Genomic DNA, 20,807 nt, shown 5'->3' with positions numbered 1-20,807 from the left:
GCAGACCGCATTTAAATTAAAACAAGGGTAATATCTGGCAATGGAATTAGGATTACGCGAATGGCTGATTATCGGTGGCGCGATAGTTGTTCTCCTGATTGTGTTGGATGGCTGGCGCCGCATGCGGGGCGGCGGTAACCGGCTGAAGATGAAGATCGACAAGTCGTTCAATGATATCCCTGATGTGCCTGAAGAGACATTTAATCCTGAACTGCCTGGCGGTGGTGCAAGGGTGGTTGGTCGGGCGTCCGACAGCGCTGCCGATACACGCCGTGAGCCCGTCTTTGGTAATGCAGAGTTGGGAAATGAAGGGCTGGGAAATGAAGAGCTGGAGTTGTCGATTCCCAGAGCTGCCCGCTCGGCTGCGGAACAAGAAAAAACAGAGGCTCGCAAGCCGCTTTCTCATAATAAACCTGTACAGAATCCGGTTAGTTCCAGTCCTGCTACCGAGCCGTCGGCTACTCCGGGGCGCTTCGCCAAACCCGGCTGGATGAAAAAATCTGCGCAAGAGCGGTCAGAGCATATCAGCCCAACCTTCTCTGAGGACGAGCATGATCCTTTGTTCGCGTCTTCCGACAGTTTTCCGCCACACCACGATGGTCCCTCCTTTGATGATATGGATGAAGGGATCTCCGCCGTACGTGTAGTTCGCACTCCGAAGCCTTCTGAGAAGGATAACGAACACCCTGCAGATAAACCCCCTTATACTTCGCCACAAGATGATGCTGTGGATGAGGATATACCGGTTGTTAAACATATTGTAACTCAGCAAGAACGAGACGCTGACGCGAAAACAGGATCAGCGTCCGGGGAGGCCACAGCCTATTCCCCTGCAGAGCCAGAGTCGTTCAGACCTGAACACTTAGTACCTGATAACCATGAATCTGAGACCGAGGAACTTGCATATCAGGAATCCGAATACTTTGAAGATGATAGTCCTGACGCAACCCGCTTTGAAAAAGGCAGCATTGACTCAGAAAATCGGGAGTCAGAACGTGCTGAAATAGAAAGCTCAGAGTTTGAAAGCCCGGAGTTTGAAAGTTCAGAATTAGAGAGCTCAGAACCTGAAATTGCCCAACCTGAAAACGTCGAACTGTTTCCCGCTGATGAGTCAGACAGGGAAGCCGTCCCTGCGACCTCTCAGCGCCGCGCCTCATATTCGGCTGAGGATGATGATCTGATCGACTCCCTGCCTGAAGGCTTTCGAACAGGCCCTGTGGCTGAGAACGATGATGATGACGATGAAAACGAGTTTGATTATACCCGCCCGGTGAGTGAGCTGATGCGTCCGGTGCGTGAAGAAAATAGTCAGCTGCAACAGACTGCAATGGATCTGCCGGAGCGTCAGGAATCAATATTTTCTCTGATTGATGAGCCGGCGGTTGAATCTGAGCCACCGTTTGAAAAGTCTGGACTGGCAAGGGTCAAGGCTGCGCTGAAACCAAAACCAGCTCCCCAGCCTGAACGTTTCTCCGCTATTGATGATGAACCTGAGGAGATCGCTGATGGTTTCTCCGACGATCAGCCATCAGCCATGGCAGCAGATAAAACGGCAGCAAAACCGGCAAATACAGCAGATAATCCGGACAGCAGTATTGGTATTAAGGGTCAGTCTCTGCAGAAGATTCCGGAAGCCGATAAAGTGTTGGTGATCTCGGTGGTTGCTGCTGAGGGGCAGGATGGTTTTTCCGGTCGGAGTCTACTGCAAATTCTGCTTGCGTGCGGTATGCGCTATGGCGATATGAAGATCTTTCACCGTTATGAAGATGGCCTTGATAAGGGCGCCATCCAGTTCAGTATGACCAACGCGCTTGAACCGGGCTATTTTGATATCGATACCATGGATAGCATGGAAACCCGGGGAGTAACCTTCTTTATGTCGATGGAAGAACCCCGTGATGTCATGAATGCTTACGAGTGTATGCTGGCAACCGCGATTGCCGTGGCAAAAAACCTGCATGGGGTCTTGCTGGATGAGAATCGCTCCACCATGCGGGATCAGACCAAAGAGCACTATCGTGAGCGCATCCGTAAGTTTGAAATGCGTAAATTGAAAAAAACAACATCCGCCTGAACCTTCCAGATACTTGCCAATGAAACCTGATATCTCCATTACGCAACTGCTTGAGCAGTTGCGCGATCAACTGCGTCACTATAACTACCAGTACTATGTGCTTGATGATCCTCAGGTACCGGATGCTGAATATGATCGTTTGTTTCAGCAGCTGAAAAAACTGGAACAGGAATATCCCGAGCTGGTAACCCCGGAATCTCCGACCCAGCGCGTCGGTGCTGAACCCCTGGCCGCCTTTACCCAGGTACGCCATGAGATGCCGATGCTATCGCTGGATAATGCATTTTCTGCTGATGATATGCGCAGTTTTGAAAAGCGGGTGCGAGACCGGCTCAGGCTGGGTGAGGCGGTTGAAATCGAGTTTGCCTGTGAGCCTAAACTGGATGGTATCGCGGTTAGCCTGCTATATGAGAATGGCGTTCTGGTCAGAGGCGCCACCCGGGGCGATGGCACTACCGGAGAGGATATCACCCTGAATGTGCGCACCATCAATTCGATCCCGCTACGGCTGATGAGGGATGATTATCCGCAGCGGCTGGAAGTCCGCGGTGAGATCTATATGCCCCGTAAAGGCTTCGAAAAGGTTAACGAGCAGGCCCTTAAACGGGGTGATAAACCTTTTGTTAATCCCCGTAATGCGGCGGCTGGTAGTCTGCGACAGCTCGATCCTAAAATTACCGCCCAGCGGTCTCTGGAGATGTGCTGCTACTCTGTGGGGGTTGTCAGCGGGGGAGAGCTGCCTGATAGCCATGCAGCAATTTTGCGCAAACTGGCTACCTGGGGACTGAAAATTAATGCAGAGATGGCCGTTGTTGAAGGGGCAGAGGGGTGCCTTGAGTATTTTGACAAGCTGTCAGCGAAACGTAATCAACTGGCCTATGAGATCGACGGCATTGTCTTTAAGGTCAATGATATAGCGTTGCAACAACAGTTGGGTTTTGTGTCCCGGGCGCCGCGCTGGGCCATTGCACATAAGTTTCCGGCGCAGGAAGAGATTACCCGGGTCAAAGCAGTGGAGTTTCAGGTGGGGCGAACCGGAGCGATAACACCGGTAGCGCGACTTGAGCCAGTGTTTGTCGGTGGCGTAACGGTAAGTAATGCCACGCTGCACAATATGGATGAGGTGAAGCGGCTCGATGTCCGGGCAGGGGACAGTGTGATTATCCGCCGTGCCGGTGATGTTATTCCCCAGGTGGTATCCGTCGTCACGGAGCGTCGTCCAGAACAGACTCAGCCTGTCAGCTTGCCAGAGTGCTGTCCGGTGTGCAATGCAGAGATTGTCCGGGTTGAAACGGAAGCGGTTGCACGCTGTTCCGGTGGCCTGAGCTGTGCTGCCCAGCGTAAAGAGGCGCTGAAGCACTATGTATCCCGTAAAGCGATGGATATCGATGGCCTGGGTGAGAAGCTGATCGACGCTCTGGTAGAGAAAGAGCTGGTGCATAGTCCGGCGGATCTGTATCGGCTCCACCATCTGCAGCTGGCCAGTATGGAGCGGATGGGCGATAAGTCAGCCACCAAGCTGTTGCAAAGTATTGAGAAAAGCAAGGCAACCGAGCTGGCTAACTTTATCTACGCCCTGGGGATCCGCGAGGTGGGTGAAGCCACGGCAAGAACACTGGCGATTCACTTTGGTTCTCTGGAGGCGGTGATGGCGGCCACCGAAGAGATGTTGCAGGCCACTCCGGATATTGGCCCTGTGGTGGCACAATATATCGTCAGCTTTTTCCATCAGGTGCATAACCGTGAAGTGATTCAGGCTCTTCGTGATGCCGGTGTTCACTGGCTGGATGTCGAGGTGGACCAGAAAGCTCAGCCTTTAGCGGGGCAGACCTGGGTGTTGACCGGAACGCTGGAACAGATGCCCCGTTCAGAGGCGAAAAAACAGTTGCTGGCACTGGGCGCGAAAGTGGCAGGCAGCGTATCTAAGAATACCGATTGTGTGGTGGCAGGGCCGGGGGCAGGGTCTAAACTACAGAAAGCGGAAGAGTTGAATATTCCCGTAATGGATGAATCAGAGCTATTGGCTTTGCTGGCGAAATATAACGGCTAAGGATATCTGACAGATGCACAGTTCGACGTTTTACAGATCAATACCGCTGTACTTGCTGAGCGCTTTTGTGCTGCAGGGCTGTAGTCAGATGGCTCAGGTGGTACCGGAACGCTTTGTAAAACCGGAAAATCCATTTTGTCTCGGGTTGTATGAGAATAATGACTGGCTTGATGCAGCGGTATCGACTGAAAGTCGCTGGGGTTTACCGCTGCATATCGCATTGGCGGAGCTGAATATGCCGGTTGGCACGGAGGCCAGTGAGTATATTGCGCCGGTCTCTTCCGATTGGGAAGAGTATCGTCTGGCCAGTGAAAACTGGTCTGGTACGGTTGCTGATATCACCACTGCGCTGGATTTCCTTGGCTGGCACGCTCAGATGGCCAGCCGGCGTAACGATCTGAATATGAATCAGGCCGGCAAACTGTACATCGCGTCGAGAATAGGCCATGGCGGGTTATACCGGATCGAATATCATCCCGATCCGGTGTTGCAGGCTCAGGCAGAAGCGGTTGATCGGCGGTCGGAACAATACCGGCAAGACCTGAAAAGTTGTCCCCGCATCCGGGAAAGAGCAGACAGCTTCTTTCGCTGGCCCTGGTGACCGATGATTATCCCCTGGGAACAGCTTCAGCCAGACACACTGACAAACCTTATAAAGGAGTTTGTCACCCGTGACGGTACGGACTATGGCTTTAAGGAAACAACCACCGAGACGCGCATAGAGCAGGTTAGAGCTAAACTGAGACAGGGGGAAGCGGTTGTACTGTTCAGCCAGAGTACAGGACAGTGCAATATAGTTGCCCGTAATAGTTTGTAGTAGGCCGGGGTGTCATTATGGATCAGTTGGAACAGATTACAGCGCTGATTGCGCTGACCATGGGGGTTGGCTGGGCCAGCGGTATTAATCTCTATGCGACCATTCTGATGCTGGGGCTGATGGCCAATACCGGCAATCTGCAACTGCCTGCAGGGCTGGAGATTGTTGCTGATCCCATGGTGTTGATGGCTGCCGGGTTTATGTATTGCGTAGAGTTTTTTGCCGATAAAGTCCCCGGCGTCGATACCGGTTGGGATACTCTGCATACCTTTATCCGAATCCCCGCGGGTGCGGCACTGGCGGCTGGCGCCGTGGGTGATATGAATGAAGCGGTTATACTGGCTGCCGCACTTGTCGGTGGTTCACTCTCGGCCACCAGTCACGCCCTGAAAGCTGGGGGGCGGGTGATGATTAATACATCACCGGAACCGGTGACGAACTGGACCGCATCGATCACTGAAGATCTGGCAGTATTTGGCGGGTTGTGGACAGCACTCAACTATCCGGTGGCATTTCTGATCGGTCTGGTGCTGTTTATCGCACTGGTGGTCTGGTTGCTGCCAAAAATCTGGCGGGGTGTTAAAAAGCTATTTGCCTTTCTGGCCGGGCTGTTTGGTTCCCGGGAGGATGATATCCGCTTCCCGGAGGATAACAGCAACGCTCTGCCCCATCAGAATGGCAGATATAAAAACTAAGGCTGGCTTAGCGGCTGTCCAGCCATTCATTATTAATCAGTGATTGCAGCAGATCCGTGCGAGTGATGATTCCCACCAGATTACCATTCTCCTGAACGATGGGTATGCAACTTAGCTGGTGTTCCACGCAGCTGACCGCCAGTTGGCGGATATTGGTATCGGGCGTTGCTGTAATAACCTGTCGGGTGTAGCACTGCTCAATGGTGTCTTCAATGGTATGTGACTGGGCTCCCTGATAACTCAGGTACTGCAGCAGTAGCTTTTCTGTCACGGTTCCCATGAGTCTGCCGGCCCCTGAGAGAACCAACAGATGGCTGATATCAAACTGTTTCATCTTATACAGGGCTGACTGAATCTTGCTGCCCTGTAACACTGCCTGAACCGGGTGCGACATAATCAGCGATGCGGGAATATAGGAACGGGGCTGTTCCTGAGCGCTGCCGCCGGTCTGAGTATAAAGCGTGGCGGCTTTACGAGCGTTGCCTTTGGCTGGTGGCCCATATTCATGGTGCTGAATCTGGTCCACATGATCCTTCTCATGATCTTTTTCGACCCCCGCCTCTGCGGTATGGGGAGACGCGGCCAGTTGCTCTACCCCGCGGGGGGTAAATATTGATTTAACCGGTGTCTGGATACGATAACCCTGATCGTAAATTACCAATGCCATAACTGTTGCGCGCTACTCTGAATGAACGATAGAGATTATATCGCCCGCCTGATCAGATTCTTGATGATAAATCGAGCAGGGCTCAGCTTATCTATTAACTCCTTTTCCAGTGGTAGGGGCTCGTTTTCAAGCATAGACGCGATAATCTCTCCACTTATTGGACCACTGATCAGCCCTTTAGATCCATGCGCCAGGTTTGCGAATAAGCCGGGATAGTGCTGCGGCTGAGTATCAATGACCGTAGTGGCATCATGACGCAGTCGGGCATAATCATTGAGAAAAGACTGATACACCGCCACCGGACCAATGACAGGCAGCTTATCGGGCGATGCACAACGGAATCCAACACGGCCTTGTAGTCCGTTTTCAGTATGGTACTGAGACAGGCGCTTGCCAAGTTCAGGTGCCATGTCGCACACCTTATCAAGGTTATGCTGGTGGCCAGACTCACGGATCTCGGTGGCATCATCCTTAAGATCAAAGGTGGCACCAAAGCAGAAAGCACCCTGCTTGGCTGGGGAGATATAGCCCTCGCTACAGAGAACGGTTTTCAGTTGCGGCGCATTAATGTTTGCGTCGGTAAGCGAGACCTGCCCCCTGATCTTCTGCAGTGGCAGGTGGTTCAGCTGTTCAAACTGCATGCTATCGGCTGCGGAGGCGACGACCACCACATCAGCGGTAAGTGTCTGATTATCGTCTGTATGGGCGCGCCACTGGCTGGCTTCACGTTCCAGCCGGGTAATCTTTGTATCAGTGATGACTGTGATAGCGGGGTGTTCAGTTAACCACTGACAGAGTCGTGGGGGCGTAACCCATCCAGCCGCAGGGAAAAACAAGCCGCTATTATTCACCGTCGTGCCAGCAATCGCTGACGCCTCAGCCTGACCGACAAAGCGAACCACATCATCGGGATAGTTACCGGACTCCGCCAGCTTATGCTGTTTAGTCAGTTCTTTATCATTGGCTGCCAGTTGCAACAGACCGCAGGGTGACCAGATATCTGAGCGATCAGTGAGATGTTGTCGGAGCAGATGACCGCTGTAGAGAAAGCCGGAAAGGTGAAAACGGCTGGCGGGTATCGGATCAACCGGTAACTTGGCATAGAGCGCCCCCTGACGATTACCCGAGCCTTCCGTCGCGATCGCACTGTTTCTGTCCACCAGTGTCACTTTCCAGCCGCGCTGCGCCAGAGACCAGGCAGTCGAACAGCCTGCTACACCGGCGCCGATAATGAGTGCTGTTTTATCGCCACTGTGTTTATCTGGTAACCCGAACCAGGTGGGAGAGACACCAGAATGGTTCAAAGAAGGCGGTGTTTGCTGATCTGCATCTGTAAAAGTCCCGGTGAGCATCTCTCTTTTCCTGCCAAAACCGGGTACTTTCCTGATCTGGAACCCAACATCTCTCAGACCTCGCTTTACAATACCTGCACAGGTAAACGTCGAAAATGTTGAACCCGCAGAGCTGAGTCGGGCGACCTGTTGAAACAGCGCCGGACACCACATATCGGGATTCTTGGCAGGCGCGAAACCATCCAGGAACCAGGCATCAACGTTTGCCTCTAACTGGCGGTAACATTCGATGGCTTCGCCCAGCATCAGCGTCAGAGTGACCCGGCCGTTGTCAAAACAGAGACGATGAAAACCGGGGACTAGTGATGGGTATTGTGCAATGAGTTTATCTGAGAGTGTGTTAAGCTCAGGCCATAACGCGAGGGCCTGGGTCAGATCATCCAGCGTCAGTGGATACTTTTCCACAGTGACAAAATGCAAGCGTGCGGATGGCGGAGCAGTCTTATTGAACAGCCGCCATGCCGCCAGAAAGTTGAGCCCGGTACCAAAGCCCGTTTCGGCGATGGTGAATGAGTCTGCCTCTCTGAAGCGTTCGGGAAGTTGGTTGTTCTCGAGGAAAACGTGGTTGGTTTCAGCGAGACCGTTTTCAGTGGAGAAGTAGATGTCATCAAACCTTGTGGATAAAGGTGCTTCAGAAGACCAGTCCAGATTGGCAGTTGTGTATGGTTTTTTCATAAGTATTTAAGTCATAACATTAGACAGTAGTACCGCGCTAAGCGGACAATTGTATAGAATCTGTCTAACCCTCGCTTAAGTTTATGAATAGTCTGCTCAATCAGAGACTTTTGTATGAATATGAAAGGAATGAGTGAATGAAGATATTGGTTACAGGGGGCGCTGGTTTTATCGGTTAAACTCTAGAAAGTTTACTGATATTAATGTTTGCGAATGTTATTTATTACGGCTGATGATGACTGAATAGGCTTGAAAACCTGTATGTTGAAAATCAGACTAAAGCGTGCCTCACGGCAATGGCATTGAAACGTCAGCTGGATGTTAACTATGTCACAGCCTGGATGATGAAGCATAAGTTACTGCAAGCGATGAAAGGGGACGATGACCGGCACCCGATTCATCCAACTTGATGATGTGTATTAGGATGGTCGCCGTTATGGCGGTAAGCGAGGGAGGGGACGCCGGAAAGATTCTTTTCGTTGCCGCCCTAGCTCTAAACGAATAAGGGCTACCCATTCGGATGAGGATGGGTGTTTTGGATGTATTTAAAACACGCTCATTCGGTGACTGGGCGAAACAACATCTGAAAAATGACCGCATAATCCTGTCAGATGGACCGGCTTGTTTCAAGCCGGTAAAAGAAGCTGAAGGTGAACATCTGGGCTTTTTTGTGGAGTTACGGGATTACAAAGCGTTCAACTGGGATAACACGAAGACTGGTAACGTTAAAAATTAACTTCGAGTTGGTTACCATTCAATAGGAACAAGACACTTGCTGAGGCATCTGGCTGAGTACCGTTTTCGTTTTAATCATCACTCTGACCTTCCTGTGATACTGCCCCAGCTTGGTCGTACAGTTGCCATACCAACACCTGACGCTGGCTGAGCATTATGCATAATCAAGTAAGAGAATAAATATAAAAAAATTTATTTACCGCAGATTTTTCACTTTATTAGACAGCTATTTTCCGAGGCTGTAGTTAGACTGCTGGGAATAAGAGTAAGGAAAATATTATGTTAAGATAGTAAAATTGTAGTCGCATGTGCAATAAACATTAGTTATTATTTTTCTTTGCTTGATTTTAATTTTTTTTTGCCTGTTAGATAATGTAACATTAGCCTAATAAATTTTGTGAGTATTATATGAGGCAGAGAGGTTTTATGCATTATTCCATTATTATGCCGGTTTATAACGGCAGAGATTACTTTGAAGAAGCTTTGCTATCGGCTATCGGGGCTGCTGGTCAGTACGATGAAATAATAGTAGTAGAAGATGGGTCAACTGATGGAGGTGTAGAGGATATTGTTAAGCGTCATAAGAGTGAGATAGATATCAAGTATCTTTCGAAAGAGAATGGTGGGGTCGCTACTGCACTTAATCTTGGAATAGAGAATGCAACCCGTGAAATTTTTACCTGGCTAAGTCATGATGATATATACCTCCCAAATCGTCTTGAAGCGGATAGAGCCTTGCGAGCACACTCTCCGGATGTGGTCACTGTGTCAGATTTTTATCTGTTGAATAACGATACCGGCTTTCTATCTTACATCAACTCAATAGTGAACCTTACAAGTCGACAGAGATTTCGTTTACTCAGTCGTCGTTTCCTGAATGGTAATTGCCTATCGGCCCCAATCGCTTCATTAAAATATTATGGAGGCTTCGAGAAAGAGCTTCTGCACACCCAGGACTATGATCTGTGGCTTCGTTTGCTTCAAAGACAGGACTTTGTTGCTATTCCAGTACCGACAGTTCTATCGCGCCAACATGGAAATCAAGATACTAGAACTCAACCAGCTATTTCTAAAAGAGAGTATAAAGTGCTGTTGAAAAATTACCTTAGTATTTCTGATTTTTTTGATCCACGGAATACTCTTGATTTGATTAGAATTTTAAAGTCTTTGTTGTTTTAATAGTAAGAATAATATTATTTGTAAGCTGGTAAGATTCTTATGGTTATGTTCTCCTGAATTTATTGTTTATCGTATGTGTTGAATATGATTTACAATCTATTTTATTTGAATGTAGTGAGTTTTTTTTAGTTGTTTGTTTTTTTATCTGTTTTGTGAATGTGATTGGATGATGCTTTTTGGAGGGGTGGATGTATAAGCAAATAGTTAAAATATCTAAGGGGGTGTATTTTATTGTTCCTTTTTTTCTTGTGCTCGTGGATCTTTTTTTCTATGTTTCGGTTTCTTTTATATTTTTATATTTTTTTGGTGAAGAAAAAGAAATGCCAGGTTTAAGTTTTCTTCAATATGATATCGGGTTGGATAAAAAAGTTATTGTTGTTTTTTTATTGGCGTTAATTGTTGTGTTTCGTATGCTGGTAGTTAGCTTTTCACAGTGTTTATTCTCGCGTTCTTTGTCGGAAATATATACTAGCCTAGGTGATGATTTCGTGAGGGTGGTGCTTAAATCACAGCATGAGAATAGAGCTATTGACTTGACAAGGATTAGGAAAGTATTAAATTCAGAGATGAATAATTTATTCTTTGGGCTTGTGATTCCGCTATCATTTTCTCTAGCTGAGGGTGTGTTGGTTTTTATTGTATTTTGTTATGCATTCTACTTATTTGGATTTTTTACTCTTGTTATAGCTTTCTTCTTGCTGGTTTCGTTGTTTATTGTAATGTTGGCTTTAAGGAAAAAGGGGTTGGCAGTAGGGGGCGAGCGAAGTTGTAATGAGAAAAAACGTCTCGAATATGTAGAACTACTTATAAATAGTGGGTTTTCAGTAACGATTAATAGTGGGGGGGCTTGGTTTTGTAATCGTTTCTCTGAGGTTTCTAAAGGTTTTTCATCTGCGTTAGGTACGCAGGTAGTACTGCCTTTTTATACTAAAGCGCTTGTGGATGGAATTTTATTACTAGTAGCTGCAATCAGTGTAATAAGTATCGATTTTGATATAAAGGATAGTGAAATTGCTGTGCTTGCTGGAATGGTGCTTCGTGTGATTCCCTCTATTTCACGTATTTCTGCATATTTAGAAACAATTCGTATAAATAGTGTGGGTGTGCGTGATGTTTCAGAAAAGCTTTTTGAAATGAAAGTGTCAAGGAGAAAATCATTTGAGAGTGAAGTGGTTTTAAATATTTTGGAAGCCATCGAACTTCCCGGGATTTATATAGTTAAAGGCCCTTCAGGAGTGGGAAAAACAAGTGCTGTTAAAAAGTGGTTGCCGGAAATTTCAGAGAATTCGTCAGTAGCGTATTTGGATCAGTCAGGATTTGTTGAGAGTGCATCTTTACATGATTATCTTAATCTCGTGGGTGTTACAGAAATAGAGAGTGTAATTGATAGTGTTATCGATGCAGGAATTCCTGCTAATAATTTGTCAGAACTTTCAGGAGGGCAGGTTAAATTTTTACAATTTACTGCTGTGTGTGATAAAAAATCAAGTTACTTTGTTTTTGATGAGCCGAGTGTAGGATTGGATCCATTTCTAAAACAACGAATGCTGAACCGGATCGTAGAGTTGGCTAAAGAAAAAGTAGTGGTTGTTATTTCTCATGATGATGAGTTTATTTTGCGCTTAGTAGCTCAAGGAGCAGACTTGCATGAGTTGTGATCGTGTTCGATGGGTTTCTGCCGTTGGTGATAATGCCGTTCAAGGAGGAGGGGTTGCTCGGGGGGTTAGCCTTTTTAAGGCTTCTGGAATAATTAATTCCTGTGATAGTGACTTTTTAGATTTGTCCTCTATTGGGAGGAATAAACAGTTTGTTTTCGCTATTCGTGATGTGATATTTTATCGATATCGATGCTTTATCGTGCATTCATTTTTTTCTCCATATGTGGTAATGCTGATGTTATTGCCTGTCCGTATTAATCTAGTATTATTACCTCATGGTGAATTGAAAGAAGGTGCGTTAAAGATATCTGAAAGGAAGAAGAAAGTAATTATAAAAATTATTAGTAAATGCAGTTTTTTAAATTCGAAGTTGAAAAGAATATCTGTGTTGGCTAGTAATGAAGAAGAACTTTTTTTTGCAAAGAAAGTTCTAGGAGAAATTGTTGGTTATAGAGTTGATGATATTATTGGGCCTAATATGATGCTGGCAGATAATTCGGCTTACGTGCCTGGGGAGGGTGTGAACATAATTAATGTGGCGAGGATGGTTCCAAATAAAGGAGTGGGTGATTTTCTTGATGCTTTATTTGAGCAGCTCCAAAAAAAAAATGGACGATCTTGGTTTGATAATGTGAAGTCTATTCATTTGTTTTTTGTTCCTGAATGTCATAAAGAACTGGAACGTGTGAAACAGTTAGCCAATCTTTTGCAACAGGTTAGTGGGCCAAAAGTGTATTTATATGAATCTTTAGATCATTCTCAGATTTCGAAGATCCTGAAAACATTACCTAACCGTTTGCCTTTTATTACATCTCAGTTTGAGTCTTTCAGTTATGCGCTTGTCGAGTTAAGTGGCTTGGAATTTAAACCGATTGTATGGTTTAAAAATGAACTTGTTGATGAGATGTGTAGTGCTGATATTTGTGTGCATTTAGAATATGGAAGTCTTGAAACTTTCGATGGTAAAACGCCTGTCTTGCGTGCAGATCCTAGTGCATCTAAAGAATATTTTTATGCTATGAAAAAAAATGTAGAATTAGAATATCGGGCTATTCTAAAAAAGGAATTAGGTAATGACTTTAGAAAATTCATGTAGTGTATTGTCTTTATTTATGGAGAGACGGTTTGATGGCATTGCATTAAATGAGATAAATGTAGATTTAGAGAGGATTGGGATCTGCAATGTTTAAAAATAAGGTGTTGTTGATAACCGGCGGTACAGGGTCATTCGGGAATGCAGTCCTACGCAGGTTCCTTGAAACTGATATTGGTGAGATCAGAATTTTTTCTCGGGACGAGAAAAAACAAGATGATATGCGCAAACGCTACCATTCAAGCAAATTAAAATTTTATATCGGTGATGTTCGGGACTATCAAAGTATTCTTTCAGCAATGCGAGGCGTTGATTATGTTTTCCATGCAGCGGCTCTGAAACAGGTGCCATCCTGTGAATTTTATCCCCTTGAAGCGGTAAAAACCAATGTGCTTGGTACAGAAAACGTTTTAGAATCGGCTATTAATTGTAGTATTGAAAGAGTTGTTTGTCTAAGTACTGATAAAGCAGTTTATCCAATTAATGCTATGGGAATATCTAAGGCAATGATGGAGAAAGTTATTGTTGCTAAGTCCCGAAATGTACCTAAAGGGACAACTATTTGTGCCACCAGATATGGTAATGTCATGGCCTCTCGAGGTTCTGTCATACCTCTGTTTATTGACCAGGTGCTCAATGGTAAAGCGATATCCATAACAGATCCCAATATGACCCGGTTTATGATGACCTTGGATGATGCTGTTGATTTGGTTCTTTATGCATTTGAAAATGGCCAGAATGGCGATATTTTTGTTCAGAAGGCACCTGCGGCGACTATTGAGACTCTAACCCTAGCTCTTCTAGAGTTAATAGGTAGGTCGAGTCATCCAATAAATATAATAGGCACCCGGCATGGTGAAAAATTATATGAGGCGCTTTGTAGTCAAGAGGAGATGCTCATAGCTGATGATCATGAGGCTTATTACAGGATCCCCGCGGATAATCGTGATCTGAATTATGAGAAGTACTTTGATGAGGGGTCCAGAGAGTTATCATCAGTGGCCGATTACAATTCTCATAACACATATCGGTTAAATGTTGAGGAAATGAAGGAGTTACTTCTAAAACTTGATTATATCCGATGTATTGTGACAGGGGACAAGGTAGCTCTTGATGACTAATAAAATCTTAGTGCTCGGTGCTAATGGGATGCTGGGCGGTAGCATGTTGCGGTATTTTAGTAAATGTAAAGACTACGACGTTTTAGGTAGTGTCAGAGACAAAAGAGCTTCAGATCAACTAGAAGAGCAAGGGTTCACCAATGTTCTTACTGGGTTAGATGTTTCAAACTTCAATAAGATTAGAGAAGTAATTTTGGATTATAGACCAAACTACTTGCTGAATTGTATTGGGGTGATTAAACAACTTGACCAGTCAAAAGCGCCAGTCCCATCAATTGAAATTAATAGTTTGCTTCCTCATAAACTAGCAGCTATATGTGATGAAGTGAGGGGACATCTTATACACTTTTCAACTGACTGTGTATTCTCCGGTAAAAAGGGTAACTATAAGGAAGGTGATTTGCCCGATGCGTGCGATCTGTATGGGCGCTCGAAGTTATTGGGGGAAGTCGATTATGGAGGACATTTGACTCTCAGAACGTCTATAATTGGACATGAAATAGCGAGTAATATAAGTCTTGTTGATTGGTTTTTGAGTCAAAAAAAACCAGTCAGAGGTTACGCAAATGCGATATTTTCTGGGTTACCTACAGTCTGTATCGCAGAGTTCATTGAAAAGCACGTCATTGATAAACAATTATATGGTCTATATCATCTCAGTTCAGATCCGATAGATAAGTTTACTCTTTTATCTCTAATAAAAGATCGTTATTCAGTTATAAATAAAATCGAAGAATATGCGGACTTTAAAATTGATCGAAGCCTCAATTCTGATAACTTGAAATCTAAAACAGGATTTATTTCTCCTTCCTGGGAATATTTAATTAAGAAGATGCATGATGAATACATCGAAAACTTTGAGTGATGAGACTCGGCTGCGGGTAATGACAATTGTTGGAACTCGGCCAGAAATAATTCGACTATCGAGAGTTGTCTCGAAGTTAGACCGTTATTGTGAGCATATTTTGGTTCATACGGGTCAAAATTATGACTATGAACTAAATCAGATATTTTTTGAAGACTTGGGGATTCGTGCACCTGATATGTTTCTGGAATGTGCTGGAAAGAATGCTGCAAATACAATTGCGGAAGTGATTTCTAAGGTTGATTCAGTATACGATTATTATAAACCTGAAGCCGTATTGATTTTGGGGGATACAAATAGCTCCATGGCTGCAATCCCGGCTAAGCGAAGAAAAATTCCGATCTTTCATATGGAAGCAGGTAACCGTTGCTTTGATCTTCGTGTACCTGAAGAGATTAATAGAAAGATAGTCGATCACATTTCTGATATTAATATGCCTTACAGTAATATCGCACGGGAATATCTTCTTAAAGAAGGTGTTCCTCCAGATATGATAGTGAAAACAGGAAGTCCTATGGAGGAGGTCCTCAATTATTATATCGATAAAATAATGAGTTCTGATGTGTTGCTTAGAATGGATCTCGAGGCTGAGAAATATTTTGTTGTGAGTGTTCATCGTGAAGAAAATATTGATTCAGAATGCAATATTAATAAATTCGTAAAAACGCTTGATACGTTGGCGGAGACTTATGCGCTCCCAATTATAGTATCTACGCATCCTCGAATGCGTAAAAAAATTGAACAGGAGCATTTGATTTTTCATCCTCTTATACAGTTACAAAAGCCTCTTGGGTTTAGTGATTATATTCAGTTACAAATGAGTGCGAAAATTGTGCTCAGCGATAGCGGTACAATTACAGAAGAGTCATCTATCATGAATTTCCCAGCAATAAATCTTCGTGATGCCCATGAACGTCCGGAGGGTATGGAAGAAGGAGCCGTAATGTTCACTGGAATGAATACGGATAGAATATTGCAGGCAATAAGAATTCTTGAAGATCAAACACGGGGAGATAGCCGATCTATAAGTTTAGTCTCTGATTATTCTTCACCTAATGTCTCCGATAAAGTTCTCCGGGTTATTCAAAGCTATACTGATTATGTGAATCGTCTGGTTTGGAAGAAAGTTTAAATATGAGGATTGTAATCCTTTCTGACGATTATTTGCCTGAAAGTACAAGAGTTCATGCAAAAATGTTGCATGAACTTGGTGTTGAATTCTATAAGCTGGGGCATCAGGTTGTCGTTGTGACCCCGGGAATGCCTGATCAATCCTGCTTACTATGCGTTGAGCATATTGAAGGAGTGGAAGTTTGGTTTTTTAGAGCTGGAAAAATAAGAGGTTGTGGTTACTTAAAAAGAGCAATTAATGAAACGTTAATATCGTTTCGGGCGATAAGAGCAATTAGAAATGGCGGGAAAGACACGGGCTTTGATTTGTGCATTAATTATTCCCCGACAATATTTTTTTGTGGACTTGCTCGTTATTTTAAGTCTAAGGGAGCTTTTGTATATTTAGTATTAAGAGATTTTTTTCCTCAGTGGATAATTGATGAGGGAATTATTAAAGAGAAGTCATTGGCAGCTATGTTCTTCCGGTTTTTTGAGAGAAAAAATTATTTAGTGTCCGATCGAATTGCTCTTCAGTCTCCAGCAAATGAGGTGGTTTTTTCTTCTATTTGTAATATTGAAACTAGAAAGCTGACAGTTCTTTATAATTGGACTGATCCAGAGAGAGTCACAGATTTTGGATATGGAAAACAGGTGATAGAAAGCTTCCTCCTAGATGGGAAAATAATTTTTTTCTACGGGGGAAATATAGGTCATGCTCAGGATATGGAGAATATTATGCGTTTAGCTCGTAGAATGCGGAGTTTTCCTAGAGCGCATTTTTTATTGGTAGGTCAGGGTGATGAGTATCAGTTGGTTCAAGATCGCTGTCAAGCGTGGACGCTGGATAATGTTACTTTACTCCCTTCGGTTTCCCAAGAACAATATATATCGATCTTAACGCAAGTAGATGTGGGCTTGTTTTCACTTTCTTGTAATCATCGGGCTCATAACTTTCCAGGAAAGCTACTAGGTTATATGGTTGAAGGGTTACCTATTATTGGTAGCGTAAACCCGGGAAATGACGTTATTGATTTAATAAATGATTCTGGTGCTGGATTAGTTAGTATTAACGGAGATGATGATTGTTTTTATTCAAACGCTATAGCCATTCTTTCTGATTCGGAGAAGCGAGAGGAAATGGGTATTAAGTCTAGACAGTTGATGATTGATGTTTTTGCCGTTTCTACTGCCGTAGGTAAAATATTAGAAGATGTATCAATGGGGCGTTTCCTTTGAAGATAGCGGTAACAGGTGGTACAGGTTTTATTGGTGCTGCTTTGATGAAAGGGTTTACAGGCTATGAAGTTATATCTATAGGGAGATCAAAAATAAAAAGTGGCAATAAACATTATAATTTTCAACTGGAAGATACCGTTGATTATGGCAATGTATTTGAAAAGTGTGATGTGTTAATTCATACAGCTGCCCTAGTTCATAGTATGGTTCATAAGCCTTCAGAGTCTTTGAATGAGTTTCGTGCAGTCAATGTTAGTGGAACGCTTAATCTTGCTCGCCAAGCAGCAGATTCTGGAGTAAAGCGTTTCATCTTTATTAGTACGATAAAAGTCAATGGTGAGCAGACCTTCTTAGGGCACCCTTTTACTGCTGATGATATTCCTCGACCTGAAGATTCTTATGCGATCTCTAAATTGGAATCTGAGCTTGGGCTGCAGGACTTAGCTGTATCATCGGGCATGGAGGTTATAATTATACGGCCTCCACTTGTTTATGGACCTGGTGTTAAAGGTAACTTTGCCAGCATGATTAATTTGGTTAAAAAAGGTGTGCCATTGCCCTTGGGGGCTGTTTTTAATAAACGCACCCTTATAAGTATAGATAATCTGATTGATTTGGTCGTAACATGCATAGATCATCCCGCTGCTGCCAATCAGGTTTTTCTTGCAGGGGATGGAGAGGATCTGTCCACTTCTGATTTATTGAGAGGGATTGCCAGGGCGATGGGGAAACCCAGCCGACTAATCCCTTTTCCTGAAAGCTTTTTACGTCTGAGTGCTACGCTCATAGGAAAAAAGGCGTTGGCTGATCGCTTGTTGGATTCTCTTCAGGTTGATATCTCTAAAGCCCGCGATCTTCTTGGGTGGGAGCCTCCTCTTTCGGTTGAAGAGGGATTGAAGCGTTGTTTTGAAGCGGAGAATAACCGTTGATTCGTTTTTTAGATTTATGTTTTGCGTTCGCGGGTTTGGTACTGGGTTTCCCTGTGCTGCTTTTGCTAACTATAATAGGCCTTTTTGACACAGGTTCCCCTATTTTTTGTCAGACGAGGGTTGGGCGGTATCAAAAGCCTTTTACTCTTCTTAAATTCAGAACAATGTCCTTAGATACCGCTTCTGTTGCTACTCATCTGGCAAGTGCCAGTTCGATCACACGGTTCGGGCATTTTCTTCGCAAAACAAAACTTGATGAGCTTCCGCAGTTATGGAATGTACTAAAGGGTGAGATGAGTCTGGTAGGGCCACGACCAGGTCTTTTCAATCAGACTGAGTTAACAGATGCGCGTTCTAAACGAAATGTTTTTAATGTGCGTCCAGGTATTACCGGGCTTGCCCAGATCAGTGAGATAGATATGTCGACTCCGGAACTGCTTGCAGAGACGGATGAGAAAATGATCAAGACAATGTCGTTAAAATCCTATTTTCACTATATAGTAGCTACAGCCTTGGGAAAGGGCGCCGGTGACCGGATTCACTGAAGAGCCAATGCAATTTTAGAAGGACTACTGCTTGCTTCACTTCATTCTTAATTCATCCCGGCAGTCGAAGAAAGTAATCTTTGTTGTTTTTGATCTGTTAGTCCTGCCGCTATGTTGTTGGCTGAGTTATGCTCTCCGATATGGGGACTGGACAGCAATGGGTTTTGTTCACTGGCCCGCCTATCTGATCGCGCCAGTCATCGCCATACCTATATTCATCAAGCTCGGGCTGTACAGGGCAATCATCCGTTATATTGGCTACCGCGCTCAGTGGACAGTGATCAAAGCGGTATCGCTTGCCGTGCTTGTCTGGTGGGTCGCGGTTTATCTGATGGCGCTTGAACTGAATACCCCCCGTTCTGTTATTTTCATATTCTGGTTGGTGGCAGTGCTGGTGATTGGTGGCAGCCGGATGATGGCCCGATGGGTTATTCTGTACCAGTTTCCCGGCGGTGATCATAGTGCACAAAAAGATTCAGAAAGAGTTCTTATTTATGGGGCAGGAACGGCAGGGCGGCAACTGGCGACTGCCTTGCATCATTCAAGTGAGTTCGTTGCAGTTGCCTATATAGATGATGACAGCTCGTTAAGGGGTATGGATATCAATGGTATCAGGGTTTATAGCCCATCGGATATTGGAGGTCTTGTAGAGCGTTATGATATCAATGCTGTATTGCTGGCTATTCCCTCAGTCTCTAGGTATCGGCGTAAAACTATTGTCGATTCTCTCAGTGATTTTCAGTTAAGAGTTCTCACCCTGCCTGCGCTTTCCGATATAGCCGGTGGCAAAGTTACAATAAACGATGTGCGTGAAGTCGATATCGCTGATCTGCTTGGTCGTGAGGAGGTTTTACCCAATCAGGATTTGCTTGCCGCTTGTATTCTTAATCAGAGTGTAATGGTTACCGGTGCCGGGGGCTCTATAGGCTCTGAGCTATGTCGTCAGATAGTCAATCAGCGGCCTTCCTCCGTTATATTGTACGAGCAGTCAGAGTACGCGCTTTATACGATCGAGCAAGAGTTGAGCAAGCTTACTGATGGTCTGGTCGATGTGGTTCCGGTTCTGGGTTCTGTCCTTGACAGAGTTCTTCTGCAAAGAGTCATCCGTCAATATCATGTTGATACTATCTATCATGCTGCAGCGTATAAACATGTGCCACTGGTCGAGTCTAACGTTGTTGCAGGTGTGCGAAATAATCTTTTTGGCACCCTGAATACAGCTGAGGTCGCCATTGATAATGGTGTCAAAAACTTTGTACTGATTTCCACGGATAAGGCGGTGCGTCCGACTAATGTTATGGGGGCCAGTAAGCGTTTTGCTGAGCTGGTACTGCAGGCGTTGAGTAAGCGAGAGCAAGGGAGTGGAGTTCGCTTTGCTATGGTTCGCTTTGGAAACGTGCTCGGTTCATCGGGGTCTGTTATTCCGTTGTTCAGGCAACAGATAAGTCATGGAGGGCCGGTTACGGTTACGCATCCTGATATAACACGGTATTTTATGACCATACCTGAGGCGTCCTCACTGGTCATTCAGGCAGGATCAATGGGGGCCTCTGGTGATGTTTTTGTGCTCGATATGGGAAAAGCGGTAAAGATAAAAAGCCTGGCTAAGCAGATGATAAATCTGACAGGATTGTCCGTTAAAGATGAAAATCATCCTGATGGTGATATTGAGATAATTTACACAGGTTTACGTGATGGTGAGAAGCTTTATGAGGAGCTTCTGATTGGGGATAATGTCAAACAGACTGCTCATCCTATGATTATGCAGGCGGAAGAGCTGATGATTGAATGGGGTGATTTAGTGCCGGTTATAGCTCAGATGCAGCTTGCTTTAGACAGCTTCGACTATGAGGCAATTCGTTCACTGCTGCTGGAATCGGTCAATGGGTATCACCCTCTGCACGGGATAAAAGACCCAATGTACAGTAAAGGATCTGCTCAGGTCCTGTAATATAAAATACAGTTATCTGGCAGCGGACGATTTTTAGTTTTTTGGCTTGTGA

The 20,807-nt window shown here is 44.9% G+C and carries 17 protein-coding genes and 1 pseudogene; 16 read left to right on the top strand and 2 right to left on the bottom strand.

The window, feature by feature from the left end:
* The first annotated feature begins 40 nt into the window (after positions 1-40).
* The 5 genes from BMY09_RS18855 to BMY09_RS18835 are packed head-to-tail and all read left to right on the top strand — an operon-like array spanning position 41 to position 5,636.
* Positions 41-2,074: a cell division protein ZipA C-terminal FtsZ-binding domain-containing protein gene (locus BMY09_RS18855; RefSeq protein ID WP_091361355.1), complete on the top strand. Its 2,034-nt coding sequence runs from the start codon at positions 41-43 to the stop codon at positions 2,072-2,074.
* 19 nt (positions 2,075-2,093) lie between these two features.
* A complete protein-coding gene (gene ligA / locus BMY09_RS18850) occupies positions 2,094-4,124 on the top strand; it encodes an NAD-dependent DNA ligase LigA (RefSeq protein WP_091361351.1) in 2,031 nt (676 codons plus the stop codon).
* Positions 4,125-4,137: 13 nt separating this feature from the next.
* Complete coding sequence (locus tag BMY09_RS18845; protein ID WP_091361349.1) at positions 4,138-4,725, top strand: transglycosylase SLT domain-containing protein; 588 nt, start codon at positions 4,138-4,140, stop codon at positions 4,723-4,725.
* A gap of 3 nt (positions 4,726-4,728) precedes the next feature.
* Positions 4,729-4,941, top strand: coding sequence for a YheU family protein (locus BMY09_RS18840; RefSeq protein WP_091361346.1), 213 nt, complete (start codon positions 4,729-4,731; stop codon positions 4,939-4,941).
* Positions 4,942-4,958: 17 nt separating this feature from the next.
* Complete coding sequence (locus BMY09_RS18835) at positions 4,959-5,636, top strand: DUF4126 domain-containing protein (RefSeq protein WP_091361343.1); 678 nt, start codon at positions 4,959-4,961, stop codon at positions 5,634-5,636.
* A 7-nt stretch (positions 5,637-5,643) separates the two neighbouring features.
* Here the strand turns inward: BMY09_RS18835 and BMY09_RS18830 are convergent, their stop codons facing one another.
* Together BMY09_RS18830 and mnmC are read right to left on the bottom strand one after the other, a co-directional pair.
* The gene (locus tag BMY09_RS18830) at positions 5,644-6,303 is read right to left on the bottom strand and encodes a CBS domain-containing protein (RefSeq protein ID WP_091361341.1); all 660 of its coding nucleotides are present in this window, start codon (positions 6,301-6,303) and stop codon (positions 5,644-5,646) included.
* 35 nt (positions 6,304-6,338) lie between these two features.
* A complete protein-coding gene (gene mnmC / locus BMY09_RS18825; protein ID WP_091361338.1) occupies positions 6,339-8,330 on the bottom strand; it encodes a bifunctional tRNA (5-methylaminomethyl-2-thiouridine)(34)-methyltransferase MnmC2/FAD-dependent 5-carboxymethylaminomethyl-2-thiouridine(34) oxidoreductase MnmC1 in 1,992 nt (663 codons plus the stop codon).
* Between the two features lie 257 nt (positions 8,331-8,587).
* Here mnmC and BMY09_RS22375 point away from each other — a divergent pair.
* From BMY09_RS22375 to BMY09_RS18770, 11 genes and pseudogenes are all read left to right on the top strand, one after another.
* Positions 8,588-9,216: pseudogene (locus tag BMY09_RS22375) on the top strand (IS1595 family transposase); the annotation flags it as partial.
* 275 nt (positions 9,217-9,491) lie between these two features.
* Positions 9,492-10,244 carry a glycosyltransferase gene (locus BMY09_RS18815; RefSeq protein ID WP_175483597.1) on the top strand — a complete coding sequence of 251 codons (753 nt, stop codon included), beginning with the start codon at positions 9,492-9,494 and terminating at the stop codon, positions 10,242-10,244.
* A gap of 188 nt (positions 10,245-10,432) precedes the next feature.
* Complete coding sequence (locus BMY09_RS18810; protein WP_091361332.1) at positions 10,433-11,902, top strand: hypothetical protein; 1,470 nt, start codon at positions 10,433-10,435, stop codon at positions 11,900-11,902.
* Entirely contained in the window at positions 11,892-12,998 is a 1,107-nt protein-coding gene (locus BMY09_RS18805; RefSeq protein WP_091361330.1) for a glycosyltransferase family protein, read from the top strand. Before BMY09_RS18810 ends, BMY09_RS18805 begins: the two co-directional genes overlap by 11 nt.
* Positions 12,999-13,084: 86 nt before the next feature.
* Positions 13,085-14,116: a polysaccharide biosynthesis protein gene (locus BMY09_RS18800; RefSeq protein WP_091361326.1), complete on the top strand. Its 1,032-nt coding sequence runs from the start codon at positions 13,085-13,087 to the stop codon at positions 14,114-14,116.
* Positions 14,109-14,981: a dTDP-4-dehydrorhamnose reductase family protein gene (locus BMY09_RS18795; RefSeq protein ID WP_091361324.1), complete on the top strand. Its 873-nt coding sequence runs from the start codon at positions 14,109-14,111 to the stop codon at positions 14,979-14,981. Before BMY09_RS18800 ends, BMY09_RS18795 begins: the two co-directional genes overlap by 8 nt.
* A complete protein-coding gene (gene wecB / locus BMY09_RS18790; protein ID WP_175483596.1) occupies positions 14,956-16,113 on the top strand; it encodes a non-hydrolyzing UDP-N-acetylglucosamine 2-epimerase in 1,158 nt (385 codons plus the stop codon). The genes BMY09_RS18795 and wecB overlap by 26 nt, the downstream gene beginning before the upstream one ends.
* Before the next feature lie 2 nt (positions 16,114-16,115).
* Complete coding sequence (locus tag BMY09_RS18785; RefSeq protein WP_091361320.1) at positions 16,116-17,330, top strand: glycosyltransferase family 4 protein; 1,215 nt, start codon at positions 16,116-16,118, stop codon at positions 17,328-17,330.
* Entirely contained in the window at positions 17,327-18,259 is a 933-nt protein-coding gene (locus BMY09_RS18780; RefSeq protein ID WP_091361317.1) for a UDP-glucose 4-epimerase family protein, read from the top strand. Before BMY09_RS18785 ends, BMY09_RS18780 begins: the two co-directional genes overlap by 4 nt.
* Positions 18,256-18,804 carry a sugar transferase gene (locus BMY09_RS18775; RefSeq protein ID WP_091361314.1) on the top strand — a complete coding sequence of 183 codons (549 nt, stop codon included), beginning with the start codon at positions 18,256-18,258 and terminating at the stop codon, positions 18,802-18,804. The genes BMY09_RS18780 and BMY09_RS18775 overlap by 4 nt, the downstream gene beginning before the upstream one ends.
* Positions 18,805-18,961: 157 nt before the next feature.
* Positions 18,962-20,755 (top strand): polysaccharide biosynthesis protein, encoded by a 1,794-nt coding sequence (locus tag BMY09_RS18770; protein WP_175483595.1) that lies wholly within the window; start codon positions 18,962-18,964, stop codon positions 20,753-20,755.
* Positions 20,756-20,807 lie beyond the last annotated feature (52 nt).

The sequence above is a fragment of the Amphritea atlantica genome (genome assembly GCF_900111095.1).
Lineage (GTDB): Bacteria > Pseudomonadota > Gammaproteobacteria > Pseudomonadales > Balneatricaceae > Amphritea > Amphritea atlantica.
Note: the sequence above shows the minus strand (reverse complement) of the source record. Positions and strands in the feature narration are given on the sequence as shown.